General features: G+C 73.3%; 14 protein-coding genes. All 14 read right to left on the bottom strand.

From position 1 onward, the window contains the following. Positions 1–2 precede the first annotated feature (2 nt). Complete coding sequence (gene cysD, locus PYR91_RS14045) at positions 3–914, bottom strand: sulfate adenylyltransferase subunit CysD (protein ID WP_279780186.1); 912 nt, start codon at positions 912–914, stop codon at positions 3–5. Between the two features lie 11 nt (positions 915–925). After that, positions 926–2137 carry an MFS transporter gene (locus tag PYR91_RS14040; protein ID WP_279780185.1) on the bottom strand — a complete coding sequence of 404 codons (1212 nt, stop codon included), beginning with the start codon at positions 2135–2137 and terminating at the stop codon, positions 926–928. A 9-nt stretch (positions 2138–2146) separates the two neighbouring features. Next, positions 2147–3403 (bottom strand): FAD-binding protein, encoded by a 1257-nt coding sequence (locus tag PYR91_RS14035; RefSeq protein WP_279780184.1) that lies wholly within the window; start codon positions 3401–3403, stop codon positions 2147–2149. Beyond that, positions 3400–4977, bottom strand: a complete 1578-nt coding sequence (locus tag PYR91_RS14030; protein WP_279780182.1) for an alpha-amylase family glycosyl hydrolase — start codon at positions 4975–4977, stop codon at positions 3400–3402. The genes PYR91_RS14035 and PYR91_RS14030 overlap by 4 nt, the downstream gene beginning before the upstream one ends. A gap of 11 nt (positions 4978–4988) precedes the next feature. After that, positions 4989–5966: an aldo/keto reductase gene (locus PYR91_RS14025; RefSeq protein WP_279780180.1), complete on the bottom strand. Its 978-nt coding sequence runs from the start codon at positions 5964–5966 to the stop codon at positions 4989–4991. After that, positions 5963–7372, bottom strand: coding sequence for a glycosyltransferase (locus tag PYR91_RS14020; protein WP_279780178.1), 1410 nt, complete (start codon positions 7370–7372; stop codon positions 5963–5965). Before PYR91_RS14020 ends, PYR91_RS14025 begins: the two co-directional genes overlap by 4 nt. Continuing rightward, positions 7365–10796: a DUF4915 domain-containing protein gene (locus tag PYR91_RS14015; protein ID WP_279780176.1), complete on the bottom strand. Its 3432-nt coding sequence runs from the start codon at positions 10794–10796 to the stop codon at positions 7365–7367. Before PYR91_RS14015 ends, PYR91_RS14020 begins: the two co-directional genes overlap by 8 nt. Then, positions 10786–12654: a class II aldolase/adducin family protein gene (locus tag PYR91_RS14010; RefSeq protein ID WP_279780175.1), complete on the bottom strand. Its 1869-nt coding sequence runs from the start codon at positions 12652–12654 to the stop codon at positions 10786–10788. The genes PYR91_RS14015 and PYR91_RS14010 overlap by 11 nt, the downstream gene beginning before the upstream one ends. Positions 12655–12682: 28 nt before the next feature. After that, positions 12683–13390, bottom strand: a complete 708-nt coding sequence (locus PYR91_RS14005; protein WP_279780174.1) for an HAD family phosphatase — start codon at positions 13388–13390, stop codon at positions 12683–12685. A 1-nt stretch (position 13391) separates the two neighbouring features. Then, positions 13392–14027: a transaldolase family protein gene (locus PYR91_RS14000; RefSeq protein WP_279780173.1), complete on the bottom strand. Its 636-nt coding sequence runs from the start codon at positions 14025–14027 to the stop codon at positions 13392–13394. Positions 14028–14147: 120 nt separating this feature from the next. Further along, entirely contained in the window at positions 14148–14807 is a 660-nt protein-coding gene (locus tag PYR91_RS13995; RefSeq protein WP_279780172.1) for a response regulator transcription factor, read from the bottom strand. After that, on the bottom strand, positions 14804–15472 hold the full coding sequence (locus tag PYR91_RS13990) for a histidine kinase (protein WP_279780170.1): 669 nt from the start codon (positions 15470–15472) through the stop codon (positions 14804–14806). Before PYR91_RS13990 ends, PYR91_RS13995 begins: the two co-directional genes overlap by 4 nt. A 65-nt stretch (positions 15473–15537) precedes the next feature. Beyond that, complete coding sequence (locus tag PYR91_RS13985; RefSeq protein ID WP_279780168.1) at positions 15538–16173, bottom strand: TetR/AcrR family transcriptional regulator; 636 nt, start codon at positions 16171–16173, stop codon at positions 15538–15540. Between the two features lie 43 nt (positions 16174–16216). Continuing rightward, positions 16217–19210, bottom strand: coding sequence for an acyltransferase domain-containing protein (locus tag PYR91_RS13980; protein WP_279780166.1), 2994 nt, complete (start codon positions 19208–19210; stop codon positions 16217–16219). Positions 19211–19448 lie beyond the last annotated feature (238 nt).

The following is a 19448-nucleotide window of genomic DNA, read 5'->3' as shown; positions in this document are numbered from 1 at the left end:
GGCTAGAAGTACCCCTCTTTCTTACGGTCCTCCATCGCGGCCTCGCTGGTGCGGTCGTCGGCCCGGGTCTGGCCGCGTTCGGTGACCCGGGTGGCCTTGATCTCCTCGATGACCTCGTCCAGAGTGGCGGCGGCGGACTCGACGGCGCCGGTGCACGAGGCGTCTCCGACGGTGCGGTAGCGGACCGTCGTCTCGAAGGCCGGCTCGTGGTCCTCGCGGCGGGTGTGCGGGTTGTCGTCCAGCAGCATCCCCGCCCGCTCGAACACCCTGCGGCGGTGCGCGAAGTAGATGGAGGGCAGCTCCAGCCCCTCCCGCAGGACGTACTGCCAGATGTCGACCTCCGTCCAGTTCGACAGGGGGAACACCCGCACGTGCTCGCCCTCGTGGATCCGGGTGTTGTACAGGTTCCACAGCTCCGGCCGCTGGTTCTTCGGATCCCACTGGCCGAAGTCGTCGCGGAAGGACACCACGCGCTCCTTGGCGCGGGCCTTCTCCTCATCGCGCCGCGCGCCGCCGAAGGCCGCGTCGAACCGGTGCGCGTCGATGGCGTCCAGCAGCGTGGTGGTCTGCAGCCGGTTGCGGGACGCCCACCGGCCGGTGTCCTGCGCCACCCGGCCCGTGTCGATCGACTCCTGCACCGAGGCGACGATCAGCTCAAGGCCGCTCGCCGCCATGCGGCGGTCGCGAAAGTCGATCACTTCGGGGAAGTTGTGCCCGGTGTCCACGTGCATCACCGGGAACGGCGGCGGGGCCGGTTGGAACGCCTTCTCCGCCAGCCGCAGCAGGACCACGCTGTCCTTGCCGCCGGAGAACAGCAGGACCGGCCGCTCGAACTCGGCCGCGATCTCACGGATGATCTGGATGGACTCGGCCTGAAGGATCTCGATCTGGGAGAGCGATGTGGATGTCGGCATGAGGGCTCCGGTCACGTACGCAGGGGAAGTCGCTCCGCTCGCGGCCTGATCGCGTAGGCGATCGCGGCGGCCACGGCCGCCGACAGCGGGATCAGGGTCAGCGCGGACGGCAGACCGACGACGTCGGCCAGCAGGCCGATGGACGGGGGCGCGGCCAGGATGCCGCAGTAGCCGAGGGTCGCCGCCAGGGCGATCCCGCCCGGCCCGCCGGCGGCCCCGGCCTGCGCCATCGCGATGGGGAAGATGTTGGCCAGGCCGACCCCGGTGGCGACCAGGCCGGCGAACACCAGCGGTACGGACGGCGCCAGCGCGGCCGTCAGCCCGCCCGCGCAGGCGATCACGCCGCCGAAGACCGTCACGCGCGTGGCGCCCAGCCGTTCCACCAGGGCGATGCCGGACAGCCGCATCAGGCCCATGGTGAGCTGGACGAGCGCGTACCCGGTGGCGGCCAGGGTCTCGCCGCTGCCCAGGTCCTCCTTGATGTGCAGCGGGACCCAGTTGTCGAGCGCGCCCTGGCAGTAGGCGGCGCACAGGCCGATGAGCCCGAAGAACAGCACGGTGCCCCACAGGCCGCGCCGGGGCGCCGACCCGGGGGCCCGCTCCGTCGCCGCCCCCGCGCCCGGCAGCGGGTACGCCAGCAGCATCCGCGCGCCGACCGCGCTGGCGGCCAGGCCGGCGGGCACCATCAGGAGCATGTGCTGGGCGGGTGAGAGCTGCGCCGCGAGCAGCCCGCCGAGGGCGGCGCCGGCGAGGCTGCCGAAGCTGTTGGCGGCGTGGAAGCTCGGCATGACCGGGCGCCGCAGCACGGCGATCAGGTCGACGGCGAGGCTGTTGACCGCGACGTCGATGCCGCCGAACGCGACGCCGAAGGCGATCAGCGTCAGGCCGAGCGCGAGAGCGGAGTCGGTGAGTGTCGGGGGCACGACGGCGACCGAGAGCAGGACGGCCGCGACGATCGTCACCTGGCGGCTGCCGAACCGTTCACAGAGCCGCCCGGTCACGGCCATGGTGAGCACGGCCGAGCCGGTCAGGCACAGCAGCGCCAGCCCCAGCGACCCGGGCGACGCGTCGACCTGCTGTTTCAGGGCCGGGATGCGGACGGCCCACCCGGCGAACAGGAAGCCGCCGAGCGCGAAGAACAGCGTGACCGCGACGCGCAGCCGGACCAGCGCGGCGGCGGACAGCCCGCTGTCCGGGACCCCCATGTTCTTGATCACCGACACGGGTCTCTCCTAACTCAGATAGCGGTCCACGAACGCGTTGCCGAACGTGCCGGCGGGGTCGTACTCGCGTACGAGCCGGGCGAAGTCCGGCGAGCGCGGGTAACGCGACCGCAGGGTTTCCGGAGGGGTGGTGAACACCTTGGCCCAGTGCGGCGTGGCCCGGGACGGCTCCAGCCGCTCCTCCACCAGCCGGACGACCGGGAGCACGGCCTCGGTGTCCGCGATCCAGGTGAAGTGGATGCTCACCGAGTCCTCCCGGTAGAAGGGGCTCATCCAGAGCTCGTCGGCGGCGACGGTGCGCACCTCGCAGATCTGCAGCACCGGCTGGATCAGCGCGCGGATCCGGTCGAGCGAGCGCAGCGCGTTCACCGCTTCCCCGGCGGGCACCATGTATTCGGAGTGCAGCTCGTCCCCGGCGCTGCTGGGCTCGAAGTCGGGCCGGAAGTGCGGCAGCCGTTCGAACCAGCGGCCGGGGAGGCCGAGCTGCGGGGTGCAGGAGGCCGCGGAGAAGCCGGACACCGGGTGCAGCTCGACCGTCGCCGGCTCGGCGGTGAACCAGGGCTCCTTCACCACCGTGGTCTCCGCCTCGTCGGTGCGCTCGTTGATCCACACCTGGGTGAACCGCGGCGCCCGCCAGTCGGTGAACAGGCACACGCTGTAGGCGGCGGCGGTCAGCTCGGCGAAGTGCTCGTCCAGCGCCTCCAGCGGCAGCCCCTCGTAGACACGCTGCCGCGTCTCGAAGGCCGGCACCAGGTCGAGGGTCAGGGCGGTGACGACGCCGAGCGCGCCGAGCCCGACGACCATCCCGTCGAAGTGCCCGGTGCGGCGGTCCACGGTGACGAGGTCACCGTCCGCGGTGACCATCTCCAGCCCGGACACCGCCGTGGCCAGACACCCGTTGCGCACGCCCGACCCGTGGGTGGCCGTGGCGCAGGCGCCGGCGACCGAGATGTGCGGAAGCGAGCCCAGGTTGGGCAGGGCGTACCCCTCCCGGTCGAGGCGGGGGGCCAGCTCGGCGTACCGCATGCCCGCCGCGACGCGGACGGTGCGCGCGGCCGAGTCCACCTCGGTCTCCGGCGGCAGACCGGCCAGGGACACCAGCACCCCGGGCGTGTCGGCGAGGTCGTTGAACGAGTGCCGGGTGCCGATCGCGCGGACCCGCCTCTCGCGCGCCACCAGGCGCTGGAGCTCGGCGACGGACGACGGCGTCTCCATGCGCGCGCACCCGAAGGCGATGTTGCCCGCCCAGTTCCGCGGCGCCGTCATGGCGTGCCCCCGATCCGCACGATCACGCCCTCGTCGGGCGCGAGGGACAGCGAGCGCGGGTCCACCGGGGAGCCCGCCTCCCCCGTGCCGGTGGACAGCTCCAGCCGGCCGTGCGGCGGCAGCTCGGGCAGCGCGACCTCGGTGCGGTGCGGCGCGAAGTTCAGCGCGACGAGCAGGCGTTCGCCGGGGACCGACCGCAGGTAGGCGAAGACGTCGCCGCCGCAGTCCAGCGACCGGTACTCCCCCCGGCGCAAAGCCGGTGAGTCGCGCCGGAAGGCGATCAGGCGCCGGTACAGGCTGAGCAGTGAGTCGGGGTCGTCCAGCTGCTTGACGACGTTGACGTCGTGCTGGTCGCTCGCGAACGGCAGCCAGGGCGCCGCGCGTGAGAAGCCGGCCCCGGTCTCGTCCCACTGCATGGGGACGCGGGTGCCGTCCCTGCCGTCGACGTCGAGCAGCCCGTCGAGCGGGGGCGGGGCGTCGGCCATGCCGATCTCCTCGCCGTAGTAGACGCAGGGGATGCCGCGCAGGGTCGTCATCATCGCCGCGGCCACCCTCGGGCGCCCGCCGCCGCCGTACCGGGTGACGGTGCGGGAGATGTCGTGCGTGGCCAGCGCGTACGTGGGCAGCGCGCCCGGGCGCGCGTACGCGGCCAGCCGGTCGACGGTCTCGCGGAACGCCGCCGCGCGCCACGGCTGCTCCCAGAACGCGATGTGGAAGGCCGTGTGCATGCCGTCGCCGCCGAAGTACTCGGCCAGGCGCCTGTCGTCGCTGATCGGCACCTCGCCGAGGGCGAACGTGCCCTCGTAGGAGTCGAGGGTGCGCCGCAGGTCGCGCAGGACGTCGAACGTCTCGGGCAGGTCGAGGTGGCGCTGGCGCCCCAGGGGGTGCGACACGTGCCGCCTGGCGTGCGCCAGCTCGGCGATGTTGTCGCGCAGCTCGGCGTCCTTCATCAGGCGGTGCGCCACGTCCACGCGGAAGCCGTCGACGCCGCGGTCGAGCCAGAAGCGCCACACCTCCCGCATCGCGGCGCGGACCTCGGGGTTGCGCCAGTTCAGATCGGGTTGGCCCGGGGTGAAGCTGTGCAGGTAGCACTGGCCGGTCGGCTCGTCGAACGTCCAGGCCGGGCCGCACTTCTCGAAGGCGCTGAGCCAGTTGTTGGGCGGGCCGCCGTCGGGGCGGGAGTCGGCCCAGATGTACCAGTCGCGCTTCGGGCTGGTGCGGCTGGACCGGGACTCGGCGAACCAGGGGTGCTCGACCGAGGTGTGGTTCATGATCAGGTCGACCACCACGCGTATGCCGTGCTCGTGCGCCCGGCGCAGCAGCTCGTCGAAGTCCTCCAGCGTTCCGTACGACGGGTCCACCGCCTGGAAGTCGCTGACGTCGTACCCGAAGTCGGCCAGCGGGGAGGGGTAGAACGGCGACAGCCAGACGGCGTCGACGCCCAGCTCGGCGAGGTAGCCGAGCCGGTCGATGACTCCGGGCAGGTCGCCGACGCCGTCGCCGTCGGAGTCGGCGAAGCTTCGCGGGTAGATCTGGTAGAGGACGGCCTCTCGCCACCACTCGTCATGTTTCATGTCCGCCTCACCTATACGTCGACCCCGGACATGTCGGGGTAGCGGTCTCCGGCGGCGCATCCCGGCGGCGCCAGCTCCTCCAGTGCCGCCAGGTCCGACGGCGTCAGCTCCAGGCGGCGGGCCGCGAGGTTCTCCTCCAGCCGGGCCAGGCTCTTGGTGCCGGGGATCGGCACGACGTCGTCGCCCTGCGCCAGCACCCAGGCCAGCGCGAGCTGCGTGGGGGTGGCCCCGAACGACGCGGCGAGCCCGGCCACCCGTTCCGCCAGCTCGGCGTTGCGCCGCAGGTTGACCGGCTGGAATCGGGGCAGCGTGCGGCGGAAGTCGTCCCCGCCCAGGTCGCCGGGTGCGGCGATCCGGCCGGTCAGCAGCCCCCGGCCGAGCGGGGCGTAGGCGATGAACCCGATGCCGAGGGAGCGCAGCAACGGCAGCAGCTTCTCCTCGGGATCCCGGCTGACCAGCGAGTATTCGGTCTGCACGGCGCACACGGGGTGGACGGCGTGGGCGCGCCTCACGGTGTCGGGCGCGGCCTCGGAGATCGCCAGGTACCGCACCTTGCCCTGCCGCACCAGCTCGGCCATGGCCGTCCAGGTCTCCTCGACGGGCACCGAGCGGTCCACGCGGTGCTGGCAGTAGACGTCGATGGTCTCGACGCCCAGCCGGCGCAGCGACCCCTCGCAGGACCTCCGCACGTACGTAGGGCTGCCGTCGACGCCGATGACCCGCCCGTCCGGCCCCTTGACGTTGCCGAACTTGGTCGCGATCAGCACCTGGTCGCGACGGCCCCTGACCGCCCGGCCGATCAGCTCCTCGTTGGTGTACGGCCCGTACATGTCGGCGGTGTCCAGGAGGTGGACCCCGAGGTCGAGGGCGCGGTGGATCGTCCGGATCGACTCGGCGTCGTCCCAGGCGCCGTAGAACTGCGACATCCCCATGCAGCCCAGGCCGACGTCGAAGACCCGCGGCCCGTCTCGTCCCAGTGTGCGGGTCATGCCGCCCTCACCCCCGCGAGGCTCTCGATGAGCCGCGCCCAGTCGAGCAGCTGCCGGTCGGGCAGGTACTGGTCGTGAACCCGACGCCGGGCCGCCGCGCCCAGCCGTCCGGCCAGGGCGCGGTCGGTGGACAGCATCCGGATGCCGGTGGCGGCGGCCGCGAGGTCCGCCGGGTCCCCCAGCAGGAGGCCGGTCTCACCGTCGCGCACCTGGTCGCGCAGGCCGCCGGCCGCGGCGGCGAGCAGGGGGCGCGCCTTCCACATCGCCTCGGTGGCGGTGAGCCCGAACCCCTCGGCCAGGCTCTTCTGCACGACGACGGACGCGTGCCGCTGCAGCGCGTTGACGACGACGGCGTTCTCGCGCAGGTCGGCCATGGGCAGGCACACCAGCTGGCAGCGGCGGCGGTGCTCGGGCGGGAGGTCCTCCCAGGCCCGGCGGCATCGCTCGTACACCTCCGCGGCCTCGGGGTCGTCGGTCACGCCCGAAAGGTCGGCGCCGGCGAGGGTGAGGTAGCCGTCCACGCCCGAGTCGACGAACGCGCGCATGACGCCGCCCATGTCCTTGAGCCGGTCCCAGCGGGACACCTGGACCACCATCGGCACGTCGGCGGGCGGCGGGGGGCCGTCCCTGAGCACCTGGGCGGGCCGTCGCACCTCGACGTCGGGGCCGATCGGGACGGGCACCGTCAGCGGCCGGTGGCCGCCGGCCAGGATGCCGGTGGCACCCAGGACGGCGGCGACCTGCCCGGCGCTGAGCGCCATGTTCTTCGGCCCGCAGGGGTCGATCGACGGCGCGATGATCTGCGGCCGCGGCGCCCACCCGGTCACGTGCGCCGGGGTGGAGAACACCGTGGCGTCCGCCTGCGCGACGTACGGGCTCACGAACGCGCCGCCCTCCCGGGTGAACCGGTTGGGGGTGTCGCTTCCGATGTGGCTGCGCCACACCACGCTCGCCCCCAGGGCCCGGGCGGCCTCGATGAGCCCGGCCGGCTGCGCCTCGTGCACGATGACGACGTCGCCCGGGCGGACGTACTCGGCGAGCGCCTCGGCGTTGGAGTCCATCGCGCGCCGGTAGTGCCGCCGTTCCTCGGCGCCCAGGGCGCCGCCGTCGCCGGCGATGCCGTACAGCATGGACACCAGGCGCTTGGCGACGGTGTAGAACTCCGGGTCTCCGTCGACCACCAGCCACCGCGTGTTCAGGCCGGCGGCGCGGGCCAGCGGCCCGAGCGTGTGCAGCAGCTCAGCGACGCCGCCGCCCGCCGCGGTCGAGTTGACGTTCCAGACGGCGCCGTCGCCGAGCAGCCGGCCGGTGCGGCCGAGCTCGACCCTCAGCCGCGCGGTCCGCCGCTCGCCGAGCACCTGCTCGTAGGGGGCCAGGGGCACCTGGCGGAACGGCACCTCACGCATCGTGCCCACCCGCCTTCGCCGGCTCGCGCGCCTCGAACGGCTTCTCGAAGCCCTGGTTGATCCAGACCCCGGTCCAGAACTCGGGGTCGGCGGGCAGCACGAGCTCGATCAGCGTGGGCCCGGAGCCGTCCACCATGGCGTCCAGGGTGCGGGCGAACATCTCCAGCCGCATCGCGGCGTGGTCGCGGTCGAGCCAGCCGCTCAGGTCGACCCGCCGGCTGCGCACGCCCAGCGCCTCGGCGATCTGGACGTAGTCCATGCCCGCGGCGTTGTCGAGGTAGCGGTGGTGGCCGCCGTCCAGCCAGCCGGACGGGCCCGACTGCTTGCGCAGCGACACGCTGCCGCCGTTGTTGCAGACCAGGAAGGTGACGGGCGCCGACTCCTGCACGGCCGCGACCAGGCCCTGCATGCTGTTGGTGAAGCCCTGGTCGCCCAGGGAGCAGAGCACCTTCACCGAGGGCTCGCCGAGGGCCAGGCCGGTGGCCAGGGTGATGCCGCTGCCGACGAAGCCGCCGTGGCCGCCGGCCACCCGCAGCCCGGGCGGGAACTCGTCGTACTCCTCGGCGAGCATGCCGCCGAACATCTGGCTGTCGTCGACCAGTACGACCCGCCGGTTCAGCCGGCCCGCCACCTCGCCGACGCGGCGGGCGATGCCGTTGCGCAGCGCGGCGGCCTCCTCGGGCACCCGCGGTCCCGGGGTCTTCTCACCGGACGCGACGCCGGCGTACCAGGGGACCGAGGAGCCGGGGCGGGGGCGTGCCGCGTCCGTCAGCTCGCGCAGGGCCGCCACCACGTCGCCGCCCACCAGGACGTCCCCGGTGGTCAGGTAGCCGTTCTTCTCCGTCGCGCCCGGGTTGGACGTCAGCGCGATCTTCGGGCAGCCGGGCAGCGGGCCGACCACGCGCGGGTACATGTTCCGGTCCTCCACGGTGACCAGGAGGTCGGCGGCCTCCAGCACCGCGCGGTGCTCGGGGTTCGCCGGGTCGTACCAGCCGAGGAACGCGGGGACGTCGCTCCTGTCGAGCCGCTCGAACAGCATGGGGCCGCGCCGGTACTTCACCTGGAGCACCGGGGCGCCGGCCCTGGCGGAGAACGCGGCGAGCGCCTCGCGGGCGCCCTCGTGCGGCAGCGCGTAGTCGTCGATGAGGATCACGGGCCTGCGCGCCTGCCCCAGGAACGACGCCGCCGCGGCCAGCGCGTCGCCGTCACGGTCGAGCCCGGCCGGTGCGCCGCCGGCCTTCGGCAGCGCGTCCAGCGGCACCCACGCGGCCTCGGCCACGTCCTGCGGCACGGCGACCAGCACCGGGCCGTACGGCGGCAGCGCCGCCTCCCTCGTCGCCTCCTGGACGGCGGTGACCAGGGCCTCCACGGCGGCCCGCCGCTCGGCCGGCTCCTCCGGCACCGCGCCCAGCTCGTGCCAGGCCTTGGCGAAGGCGCCGGAGACCGGGATCAGGTCCGGCTCGGCGTGCGGCGGCAGGAACGGCTGCGATCCCGTGGACGGCAGCCCGACGAGCGCGACCGTCCCCAGCTCGTTGCGGCGCAGGTCGGCCAGCGCGCCGAGCGCGTTGGTGAGCCCGCGCGCCCCGTGCAGGATGGCCGCCCCGTTGCCGGGCCGCAGGCGGCTCGCGCCGCCGGCCTGGAAGAGCGACTCGCGGTCCCCGCGCCCGTTCACCAGCAGCCCGAGCCGGGCCATCGCGTCGCACAGGGCCAGCTCCGAGGTGCCCGCGTAGGTGAAGGCGACCGTGACGCCGGCGCGCCGCAGGGCCAGCGCGACGGCTTCGGCGCCGGTGAGCAGCACGTCCCCCGCGTCGGGCACGACCTCGTTCACGACGTGCTCCAGCGAGGACGCCGAGCAGCGCAGCGCGGCGGCGAGCGCGGTGACGAACGCCTGCCTGCCGGCGTCCTCGATCAGGCCGACGACCAACCCGTTCACCCCGCCGGCCGGCCGGTTCAGCATGGCGCGCACCATGTCGTGCACGGTGCCGCCGGCTGTGCGGGCGGCACCGACCTCCGAGGGGTAGAGGCCGAACTCCCGCAGCGCCTCGTGGGACGCCCCGGCGGTCACCACCGTGACCGCGATGTCGGCGGCGCACGACTCGTCCAGCTCGTCGAACGGCACGCCGCCGTCCTGGAGCAGCGTGACGCGTAATCGGTAGTCACCGGCCTCGGCGGGGACACGCGCCCGCACGGGCACCCGGGCGACCGCCTCCGGCGGCAGCGACCGCGGCAGGGCCGCCTTGATCGGCTGGGTGACGACCTCCCGGCCGTCCAGGTCGTACCACCGGTGCAGCACCCGCACCGGGTACGGCGGGGCGGGGGTGAGCAGGCCGGCCCCGGTGTTGCGCACCAGGCACTCCACCGTCAGCAGGCTCTCGGCCTCGACCTCCCCCGCCACCGGCTCGGCCACGGTGACACGGGCCCGGCAGTCCTCCCTGGCCAGCGGGTCGCCGAGCGCCCACAGCCGGTTCGGCCGGTGGCCCAGGCGGTCGAACATCTGCCGCTGGCCCTGCTCGTGCGCCCGGGTGTGGTTGGCGTCGAACCCCTGCCGGGCGCCGTCGGCCAGCGGGGAGGGGGCGAGGGCCAACGCGTACACCTCGCGCGCGGGCAGCTCCACCAGCCCGACCACGCGCCATTCCGCGCGGTCGACCACGGCCACCCCGGCGGTCTCGACGGAGGTGGCCATGTGCCGGTGCGGGCTGACCCCGATGAACAGGTGGTCGTCGGTCACGGCCAGGCCGCGCGGCCATCCGGGCATGCCGAGCCGCCTGGTCTCCTGACGCGTGTCGTCGGAGATCTCCACCAGGTCGCCCGCCGCGGAGTCGCACACCAGCCAGTGGCCGTCGCCGTACCAGGGGTTGTGCGGGGCGCGCAGGCCTTGGAGCACCGGTTCGCCGGTCTCCAGGCTCACCACGCGGCCGGTGGTCGGCTTGCCGCTCTCGTCCCAGCCTCTGCGGCGCAGGAACGGCCCGAACCCGCACACCACGACCTGGTCGCCGGCGAGGGCCAGGCTGTTCAGGTGCCAGCTGTCCACCTCGCCGGGGGCGCGCCACCGCCACACGATCTCGCCGTCGGGCGCCACGCACTGCACCTCGTTCTGCGTGGTCGCCACCACCAGCACCCGGCCGTCCACGACGAGGATGTCGTGCGGCGTGGAGACGTCGTCGAGCCGGTGGTAGCGGCGGACCCCGGTCGCGTCGTAGGCGACGAGCTCGGCGGGGCTGCCCTCGGCACTCCACAGACATCGGAAGAGCATCCCGTCGGCCGTGGTCAGGCCGGTGCTGGACACCCGGTCGATCTCCTCGACCGAGCCGTTGATGGCGAACAGTCCGCCGCCGATCGTGTGGTGCGCGTCGAAGCAGGAGGCCAGCAGGTGCTGGCCCTTCGGTACGAATCTGTCCAGGCTGGCGAGTTTCTCAACGTTCATTGAGGATCACCTTCATGTCGGGATGGTCGTTGCCGGTTGCCCGGGCCCGTCTCGGGCGCAGCACGGTGCCCTTGTAGACGCCGTCGGAGCCGGTCAGGCAGGCGTGGAAGGCCGCGACCCTGGCCACCGCGCCCGGGCTCGACGCGGCGACGGCCTGCACGGACGCGCCGGACCCCCGGGTCTCCAGCGCGGCGACCTCCAGCCCCAGGCGGCCGGCGAGCCAGCCGTCGTTGGCGAGGAGTACCGAGCCTGGGGTGCCCTGGCGCGCGAAGACGGGCAGCGCGGCGAGGGCGAGGCCGCCGGAGCGGGTCATGTCGACCACGGCGTCGAACCCGCCGTAGGCGAGCACCGCGTCGCGCACGGCGCCGGGCGCGTCCGAGGCGGCGGACGAAAGCGCGACCGCGCGCCGTTCGCCGTACCGCCCGGAGATGTCCGCCGCCTCGGCGGCGAGTCCGGCCCGGTCGCCCGCGCGCTCCGGGCTGAGGGCCACGTGCGCCCCCGCGGCGGCGAGCAGATCGGCCACCTCGCCGGTACGCGTGTCGTCGCGGCCGGCGAGCAGGAAGACCTTGCCCGCCAGCGGGCCGTCGGGCGGCCGCAGCTGGGGCTTCAGCCGCATCAGCGGCCAGTACTCGTCGAGGGCTCCCTGGGCCTCGGTGAGCGACCGGTACCCGCCCGCGGCGTCGGCGGCGCGGATCACGGTCATGGTCTGGGCGATGTGGTCGGCGCACAGCCTGGCCTTGGCGGCGTCGGTCCCGCAGGACACGACCCCGAGGCCGGGCAGGACGATCGCGTGCGGCGCGTTGCTCCGCCTTCCCAGCGCGCGGGCGGACTCGGGCACGTGCCGCTCGTAGTAGTCGTCGTACCAGGCGCGGTAGCCCTCGATGGCGGAGAGCACGTCGGCGGCGCCGGTGGGCACGCCGTCGAGCACGAGCGGGCGGTACCCGACCGTGACCACGTGGTCGGGGCAGCTCGGCCCGTCCTGGCTCCACCGGGGGCCGCGGACCGAGGAGGCGAACCACAGGGCCTCGGCGCCGCGGTCCAGGTGGAGGACGAGCCCCTGCGTCCCGGCCGACAGGGCGGCGCGGGTCGCGGGCAGGATCTCGGCGAGCAGGTCGTGCGCGGTCTCCGCCTGCGGCGGGGTGACGGCCGGGCCGCCCAGGTCGGCCGCGCGGACGACCGCCTTGTTCACCGCCCGCGTGGCGCGCTCGACGGCCTCCAGCGAGTTCTCGTAGCACTCCCTGCTGGTGTCGGCCCAGGTGAACAGGCCGTGGTTGGCCAGCAGCACGAACCGGCAGCGCGGGTTCGCGGCGATGCGGGCCGCCAGCTCCCTGGCGACGCCGACGTCGAACTGGCGGTAGTCGAACCAGATCGCCTCGTCGCCGAACTCGGCGTCGGCCACCTCGCGTCCTCGCGGGAACGAGGTCATCGCGATCACCGCGTCGGGGTGGCAGTGGTCGACGTGCGCGGCCGGGATGAAGGCGTGGGTGAGGGTCTCGATGCCCGGCCGGCGCTGCTCGCCGTGCAGGCCGGAGCCGACCAGATGGCCGATCATGTCTATCTCGCTCATCGGCCCGGAGTCACGCAGCGGCAGCAGGTCGTCCAGGCGCAGGACGGGGAAGTCGTCGGGTGTGGTGGTCGCGCCGTCGCAGCCCCACGAGCTCATCCACAGCACCCTGGCGGGCCGCCCGAGGTGGTCGACGGTGACGCCCTTGGCGGAGAAGTTGCCCCCGCCCTCCTTGGTGAGCGCCGGATCGGATCCGACGAGGTGGGACCGGTAGAGAACCTCGTCCCTGCCCGAGGGGCCGCCCGCCTTCCCGGGCTCCCATCGGTCGATCGGTGGTACGAAGAACTGGTCCATGTCGGTGGACCTTTCGACTCGTTGCCGATCAGTAGGCCGGGAGGCGGTCGCCGCCCGGAACCGGCGCGAAGAGAAGCTCCTCGCGGCCGGCGCTCATGGTGCGCTCGCGCGGATCGAAGACGACCTCCGTGAAGTCGCGCACGACCGTCAGGGCCCCGGCGTCCAGCACCTGGCGGGCACGGTGCGGCGGGGCGAGGCCCACGCAGGCCGCGCCGGCGGCCACCGCGGAGGTCACGCCGCTCACCGCGTCCTCGAAGACCAGGCACCGCTCGATGTCGACGCACAGGCGTTCGGCGGCCAGCAGGTAGCAGGCGGGGTGCGGCTTCCCCAGCGCCGTGTCGTCCGCGCAGATCTGCGTGTCGAAGGTCTCGGTCAGCCCCAGCTGGCCGAGGACCGCGGCCGCCTTCCAGTCCTGCGCGCCGGTCACCAGGGCGACCGGGACCACCGCCTGACCGAGCCCCTCCAGCAGGGTGTGGACCCCGGGAACGGCGGCGTACAACAGGCTTTCCTGGTTCCTTCTCAGCCGCCCGTAGATCTCACCGTAACGGTCGGGGGATATGCGCGGGAACAGCTCGCGGAGCGTGTGGTCGGCGCGATTTCCGTACACGTGCCTTTCGAGGTCGGCGGTGCTCAGCGAGAATCCTTCCGACGCGGCGAGCTGCCGCCAGAATTCGGTGACGGAATGCTCGGTGTCGACGATCACGCCGTCCATGTCGAACAATACGGCCTCGTACATCTCACGCCCCTCCCGCGTACCGCTCGGCGAAATCCCGTTCGGCTTCCAGAGCCGCCGGGTGGTTCAGCACCTGCGCGAGGACGTCGAGCGGCGCGGTGACCGCGTCGGCCCCGTCGGTGAACGCCTTCGTGAACTGGCCGGCGTTCTTCACCGAGGCCGCGACGATGCGGGTGGTGCCGCGCCTCACCCGTGCGAGGCCGGCCACGAGCTCGCTGTCGACCCGGGGGTCGCGCCAGGCGCGGTCGACGTAGGGGATGACCGCGACGCACCCGACGGCCTCCGCGACGATCATCGCGTTCGGGGTCTGGGCCGCGGTCAGCGCGACCGGGACGCCGCGCGAGGTGAGGCTCTTGGCCAGGGCCGCTCCTGCGGTGGTGGCCGGCACCTTCACGATGACGCGGTCGGGGGCGAGGGACCAGGCCGACTCCGCCTCCTCCCGCAGGCCGGCGTAGGCCCCGGTGGGCTGGTAGTAGAACTCGGCGGGGGCCTCGTCGGCGAGAAGCTGTTTCGCGTGCTGGAGCGGATCGTCGGTCACGGTTCGCATCAGGGACGGATTCGTGGTGACGCCGGTCACGAAACCGAGTTGTGCCGCCGCGCGAATTTCCTTCCGGTCGGCGGAGTCCACGTATACGGTCATTTCCCCATCCGATTCAGGTCGCCTGCGCGTTGACATCTGTCAATTTAGGCGGCCGGTTGTCCCGGATTCATGGGAGTGCGGTCCCGATCGTGTCCCTGCCACCGGATATCGGCGCGGAATCTATGCCGGATCCAGGCCCAGTCCCGCGTTTCTCGCGCGCATCGCCGCCGTGGTCCTGTCGGTGACGTCCAGTTTCATGAAGATGTGCGTGATGTGATTCCGGATGGTCTTCTCCGCCAGCAGGAGCTGCCGGGAGATGCTCTGGTTGTTCCAGCCGCGGGCGAGCAGGTCGAGGATCTCCCGCTCCCGCTCGGTGAGGCCGGGGAACGCCATGCGGTCGGGCACCTCGCGTATGGCCGAGAAATAGGTGCTCAGCCTCACCGCGACGTTCGGGCTGAGCACCGCGCAGCCCTTCGCCACCAGGCTGACGCCGCACAGCAGGTCCTCCCGGGAGGTCGCCTTGTCGATGAAGCCGCTCGCGCCCGCGCGCAGCGCCCCGACCACGACGTCGTCGTCCTCGGCCGTGGAGATCACGAGCACGCGAGGCGCCCCGGCGCCGCGGGTGATCAGGCGGGTGGCCTCGATTCCCGAGCAACCGGGCAGCCTGATGTCCATGAGCACGACGTCGGCGCCCGGACGCGACTCGGCGAGCGCCCGGACCGCCTCCTCACCGCTTGAGCTCTCGCCGACGACCCTCATCCCGGGAGCCGACTCCAGCGCCACGCGCAGCCCGTCCCGGAACGTCGGGTGGTCGTCGACGAGAAACACGTGGATGGTCATCTCACCCTCCCGGGAAGCACGGCACGCACCTCGGTTCCCTGCCGTCCGTCACGGCGGGACAGCACCTCCAGGCGGCCGCCGGCCTCCCGGGCGCGCCTGGTCATGGACGGCAGGCCGCGTCCCTGGCGCCGCACGCCGGGCAGGCCCACGCCGTCGTCGGTCACCCGCAGGACGACCACGTCGCCCTCGTGCGCCAGCCGCAGGGTCACCCGGCTCGCCGCGGCGTGCCTGACGGTGTTGGTCAGGCACTCGGCGGCGATGCGGTAGACGGCCGACTCCACCACGGGGGGCAGCGGCGGCGGGCCCTCGGGCACGTCGAGCGTGATCGTGAGCCGGCCGCCGTCGCCGAGGCGGGCCGCCAGGCGGCGCAGCGCCCCGGGCAGGCCGGCGTGCAGGTCGACGGGCCCGAGATCGTCGATGAGCCGGCGCATCTCGGCCACGGCGCGGACCGTCTCCTCGGCGGCGTCCGCGACCAGCCTGCGGGCCTCCGGTTCGTGGGCCAGCAGCGCCGCGGCGGTGTCGAGCCTCAGCCTGATGCCGGCCAGCGCCGGGCCGAGGGTGTCGTGCAGGTCGCTCGACAGGCGGCAGCGCTCTTCGTGCCTGACCTGGCGGACGTCGTCCGACGGCTCTCCCGCCGACCGTTCGATCAGCTCACTGAGGCTCATGGCGCCCCCGGTCTCAGACTGTTCGTGAACTCCAGTCTAAGTTCGTACTGAGGACCATGTCCAGACTAGCGTCCAACGTTCGCCATGGGCGGCGACTCCGCGAGCATGCCGACGAAGGCCATGCGCAGCGCGTCGGCGAGGGCGTCCTGCAGGGAGAAGGGCGGCTGCTCGCTCGTGCCGACCCAGCGGTACAGGGTGCCCAGGTAGATGTCGCGCAGCAGGTAACCGGCCGTCAGCGGGTGCACCTCCGGCCGCACCTCGCCGTGCGCCTTACCCACGGTGAGGATCTCGGCGAAGATGTAGGCGCTGTGGGGCTCCTCCCGTACGGGAGCGCCGGTCTGCACCCACGCCAGCAAAAGCTCCCGCATGAGGGGCCGCTCCTGGGTGGTGATCTCGCCGAGGACGCGCATGCAGCGCACGAGCTGGTCTCGCACGTCGGTCGCGCGGGCGCTCTCCTGGATGAGGATGGTGTCCAGCCGCCGGCGACGTTCGTCGCCCCAGGCCTTGAGGAACTCCTCCTTGCGCTTGAAGTGGTTGAAGACCGTGGCGCGGGCGACATCGGCCAGCGCCGCGATGTCGTCGAAGGACGTCGCGGCGTAACCCTTCTCGGCGAACAGGGAGATCGCCGCCTCGTAGACGCGGCGGCGCATGATCTCGCGGTTGCGCTCCCGCCGCCCGGCGGTCTGGTTCAGAGGTGCCACGGTTAACACTTCCCCCGTCGCAGGTGTGAGCTTAGACTTGAGTCTACACTTCGGGGGCTGCGCCGGAAGAGACCCGGTCGAGGATATCGCCGAGCGGCAGGCCGCCCAGCAGAAGACTCGGCGAGACCACGACGCCGGGGTCGTCGCGCAGGCGGCCGCAGAGCTTGGCGGCCATCAGCGAGTCGAGCCCCATCGCGCCCAGCGGCCTGCGCAGGTTCAGCCTGCCGACCGGCAGACGGAGCTCCTGGGCGATCTGCTGGACGACCCGCAGCCCGACCTCGCCGGTGAGCCCGGCTTCGGCGACGAGCCCGGCCCGGGCGACGAGCTCGCGCCGTTCCCGCGTGCCGGCGGGCCCGGCGGGCCCGGCGGGGGAGGCCGCGGGCGGGGCGGCGGACTCGGTGAACCAGTAACGCTCGCGCTGCCAGGGATACGACGGCAACCGCACCGACCGACCGCTCGGGTAGTGCCGCCGCCAGTCGACCCGTCCGCCGGCGACGTGGACCGAAGCCAGCGCCCGGCGCAACGACGGCCAGGCGGCCTCCCCCCGCCGCATGGAAGCCGTCACCGTGCCGCGCAGGCCCCGGTCGCTCAGGCACTCGCGCATCGCACCCGTGAGGACGGCGTGCGGGCTGACCTCCACGAACACCGTGGGCGCGGCGTCGGCCACCCGGGTGACCGCGGACGCGAACCGCACGCGGTCGCGCAGGTTCCTGACCCAGTAGCCGGCGTCGAAGCCGGCGCCGTCGGTGAGCTCGTCCAGCACCGTCGACCAGATCGGGACCCGCGCGGCGGCGGGCCGCACCTCGCGCAGGGCCAGGCGGAGATCGTCCTTGAGCTCGTCCACCTGCGGGCTGTGCGAGGCGAAGACGACCGGGACCGCGCGGTGGAAGACGCCGCGCCGGTCGAACTCGCGCCCGATCTCGCGCAGCGCCGCCGGGTCGCCGGACAGGACGGTCGAGCTCGGACCATTGACCGCGCCCACGGCGACCCGATCCTCGTAGCCGTCCAGCGCCGACTCGGCCGCCGCCTCCCCGAGCCCCACGGACACCATGGCGCCCCTGCCGCCGATGCGCTGGGCCAGCCCGCTGCGACGGCAGATCACCGCGGCGGCGTCCGCCGGCTCCAGGGCGCCCGCCACGCAGGCCGCCGCCACCTCGCCCATGCTGTGCCCGATCATCAGGTCGGGCTCGACGCCGAGCGACCGCCACAGCGCCGCGAGCGCCACCTGCACCGCCCACAGAGCCGGCTGGATCTCGTCGACGCGGTCGGTCAGCGGAGCTCCCGTCTCCAGCCTCCGCAGCACCGACCAGCCGGTCTCGGCCTCGACCGCCTCCGAGCAGCGCCGCAGCGCCTCGCGGTAGACCTCGGAGGACGACAGCAGGTCGCGGGTCATGCCCGGCCACTGCGACCCCTGCCCGGGGAAGACGAAGGCGACGCGGGCCGGGACGCCCCGCTCCTCGTCGTCGCCGACGACGTCGGCGCAGGCCCCGGCCCGGCCGAACTCGCGCAGCGCGACGGCCAGGTCGTCGTGGGTGGAGCCGAGGGCGACCAGCCGGTTCTCGTGGTGCTTGCGGCGAAGCGCCGCCGTGTGGCAGATGTCGGAGAGGTCGGACTGCCGGCCGGCGCCGCCCGGCGACAGGAACCCGGCCGCCGCCGCCGCGGCTTCGCGCAGCGCCTCCGCCGACCGCGCCGAGAGCGTGAGCAGGTGCTCCCCGCCGGCGGGAAGACCCTGGTGAGACGCGGTCTCCCGCGGGCCCGCGTACTCCTCGAGCACGACGTGGACGTTCGTCCCCGAGATCCCGAACGAGCTGACCCCGGCCACGACCGGGCCGCGGTCGGTGAGCGGCCGTGGTTCGGTGGGAAGCCGCAGGGCCGAACGGGCGGACGCGACGGTCGGGTTGGGCTCGCGCACGTGCAGCGTCGGCGGCACGAGCCGGTGCTGGACGCAGAGCGCCGCCTTGATCAGCCCGGCGATGCCGGCGGCGGCCTCGGTGTGCCCGATGTTCGACTTCACCGACCCCACCAGGCAGGGACGGCCGGGGGGCCGCCTCTCGCCGAGGACGTTGCCGAGGGCGGTGAGCTCCACGTGGTCGCCCACCTTCGTGCCCGTGCCGTGCGCCTCGACGTAGTCGACCTCGGCCCCATCGACCTCGGCCGCCCGCAGCGCCTCGCGGAGCATGTGCTCCTGGCCGGCGACGCTCGGCGTCATCAGCAGCCCGTTGCTGCGCCCGTCGTTGTTCACCGCGCTGCCGCGGATGACCGCGTACACCGGGTCGCCGTCGGCGAGGGCGGCCTGCAGCGGCCTCAGGACGACGACGCCGACCCCGTCGGAGCGCACGAAGCCGTCGGCACCGGCGTCCCCGAACTTGCAGCGCCCGTCCGGCGCGAGCATGCCCGCCTCGGAGAACGCCGCTCCCTCGTGCGGCAGGAGCGCCAGGTTGACCCCGCCGACCAGGGCCGTGGTCGACTCTCCGAGCCGGATGCTCTGGCAGGCCAGGTGGACGGCGGTCAGCGAGGCGGAGCAGGCGGTGTCCACCGAGACGCTCGGGCCGCGCAGGTCGAGGTGGAAGGACACGCGGCCGGGCAGCGAGGCGCGGAACTCGCTGCCGACCAGTCCGTAGATGTCAGGATCGGCGTGCCGGCAGAGCAACTCCCAGTAGTTCGAGGTCGCCTGCCCGACGAACACGCCCGTGCGGCTGCCCGCGAGCCGCGAGGGGCTCAGGCCGGCGTCCTCGACGGCCTCCCAGGCGACCTCCAGGAAGAGCCTGAGCTGGGGGTCGGTCAGCCGCGCCTCCCGGGGCGCCATGTCGAAGAACGCGGCGTCGAATCCGTCGATCGGGCCGAGAAGCCCGCCGTGCCGGGCGGTCGCGGCGCCCGTGCCGGGAAGACGCTCGCCGGGGACCTCGCCGACGGCGTCCGTGCGCTCCATCAGCAGCCGCCAGAACTGTTCGGGGCCGTCGGCCCCCGGATACCTGCACGCGATGCCGGTGATCGCGATCGCCGGCGACTTCCGGGATCTTTCGTTGAGCCTTTCCATGGATACCCTCCCGTCGGCTCAACCCCTATTCCTTACGTCAAAAGTAAACTGGAGTCCAGAAGTGTGGCAAGCATTCACCCGCTGGCGCCGGCGCACCGATTTCGGGAAGAATTCCGCTGCGAGCTGGGATTATGTCGAAAGGCAGGGGCGCCGCCGCTCACGGAAAGCTAACCTTCCAGGCTTCCGATCATTCTGGACTCCAGTATGTTTCTGGATTGCGGGACACACTCCCGTAACA

Origin of the sequence: Sphaerisporangium sp. TRM90804, assembly GCF_029846175.1 — a bacterium.
Classification (GTDB): Bacteria; Actinomycetota; Actinomycetes; order Streptosporangiales; family Streptosporangiaceae; genus Sphaerisporangium.
The sequence above is the reverse complement of the archived record's forward strand: the minus strand, read 5'-3'. Positions and strand labels throughout refer to the sequence as shown.

Excerpts from the sequence above, each read along its gene's own strand:
- PYR91_RS13995 (WP_279780172.1), bottom strand. The coding sequence starts at position 14,807 with ATGACCATCCACGTGTTTCTCGTCGACGACCACCCGACGTTCCGGGAC.
- PYR91_RS14035 (WP_279780184.1), bottom strand. The coding sequence starts at position 3,403 with ATGACGGCGCCGCGGAACTGGGCGGGCAACATCGCCTTCGGGTGCGCG.
- PYR91_RS14025 (WP_279780180.1), bottom strand. The coding sequence starts at position 5,966 with ATGACCCGCACACTGGGACGAGACGGGCCGCGGGTCTTCGACGTCGGC.
- PYR91_RS13980 (WP_279780166.1), bottom strand. The coding sequence starts at position 19,210 with ATGGAAAGGCTCAACGAAAGATCCCGGAAGTCGCCGGCGATCGCGATC.
- cysD (WP_279780186.1), bottom strand. The coding sequence starts at position 914 with ATGCCGACATCCACATCGCTCTCCCAGATCGAGATCCTTCAGGCCGAG.
- PYR91_RS14005 (WP_279780174.1), bottom strand. The coding sequence starts at position 13,390 with ATGTACGAGGCCGTATTGTTCGACATGGACGGCGTGATCGTCGACACC.
- PYR91_RS13990 (WP_279780170.1), bottom strand. The coding sequence starts at position 15,472 with ATGAGCCTCAGTGAGCTGATCGAACGGTCGGCGGGAGAGCCGTCGGAC.
- PYR91_RS14000 (WP_279780173.1), bottom strand. The coding sequence starts at position 14,027 with ATGACCGTATACGTGGACTCCGCCGACCGGAAGGAAATTCGCGCGGCG.
- PYR91_RS14020 (WP_279780178.1), bottom strand. The coding sequence starts at position 7,372 with ATGCGTGAGGTGCCGTTCCGCCAGGTGCCCCTGGCCCCCTACGAGCAG.
- PYR91_RS14030 (WP_279780182.1), bottom strand. The coding sequence starts at position 4,977 with ATGAAACATGACGAGTGGTGGCGAGAGGCCGTCCTCTACCAGATCTAC.
- PYR91_RS14015 (WP_279780176.1), bottom strand. The coding sequence starts at position 10,796 with ATGAACGTTGAGAAACTCGCCAGCCTGGACAGATTCGTACCGAAGGGC.
- PYR91_RS14010 (WP_279780175.1), bottom strand. The coding sequence starts at position 12,654 with ATGGACCAGTTCTTCGTACCACCGATCGACCGATGGGAGCCCGGGAAG.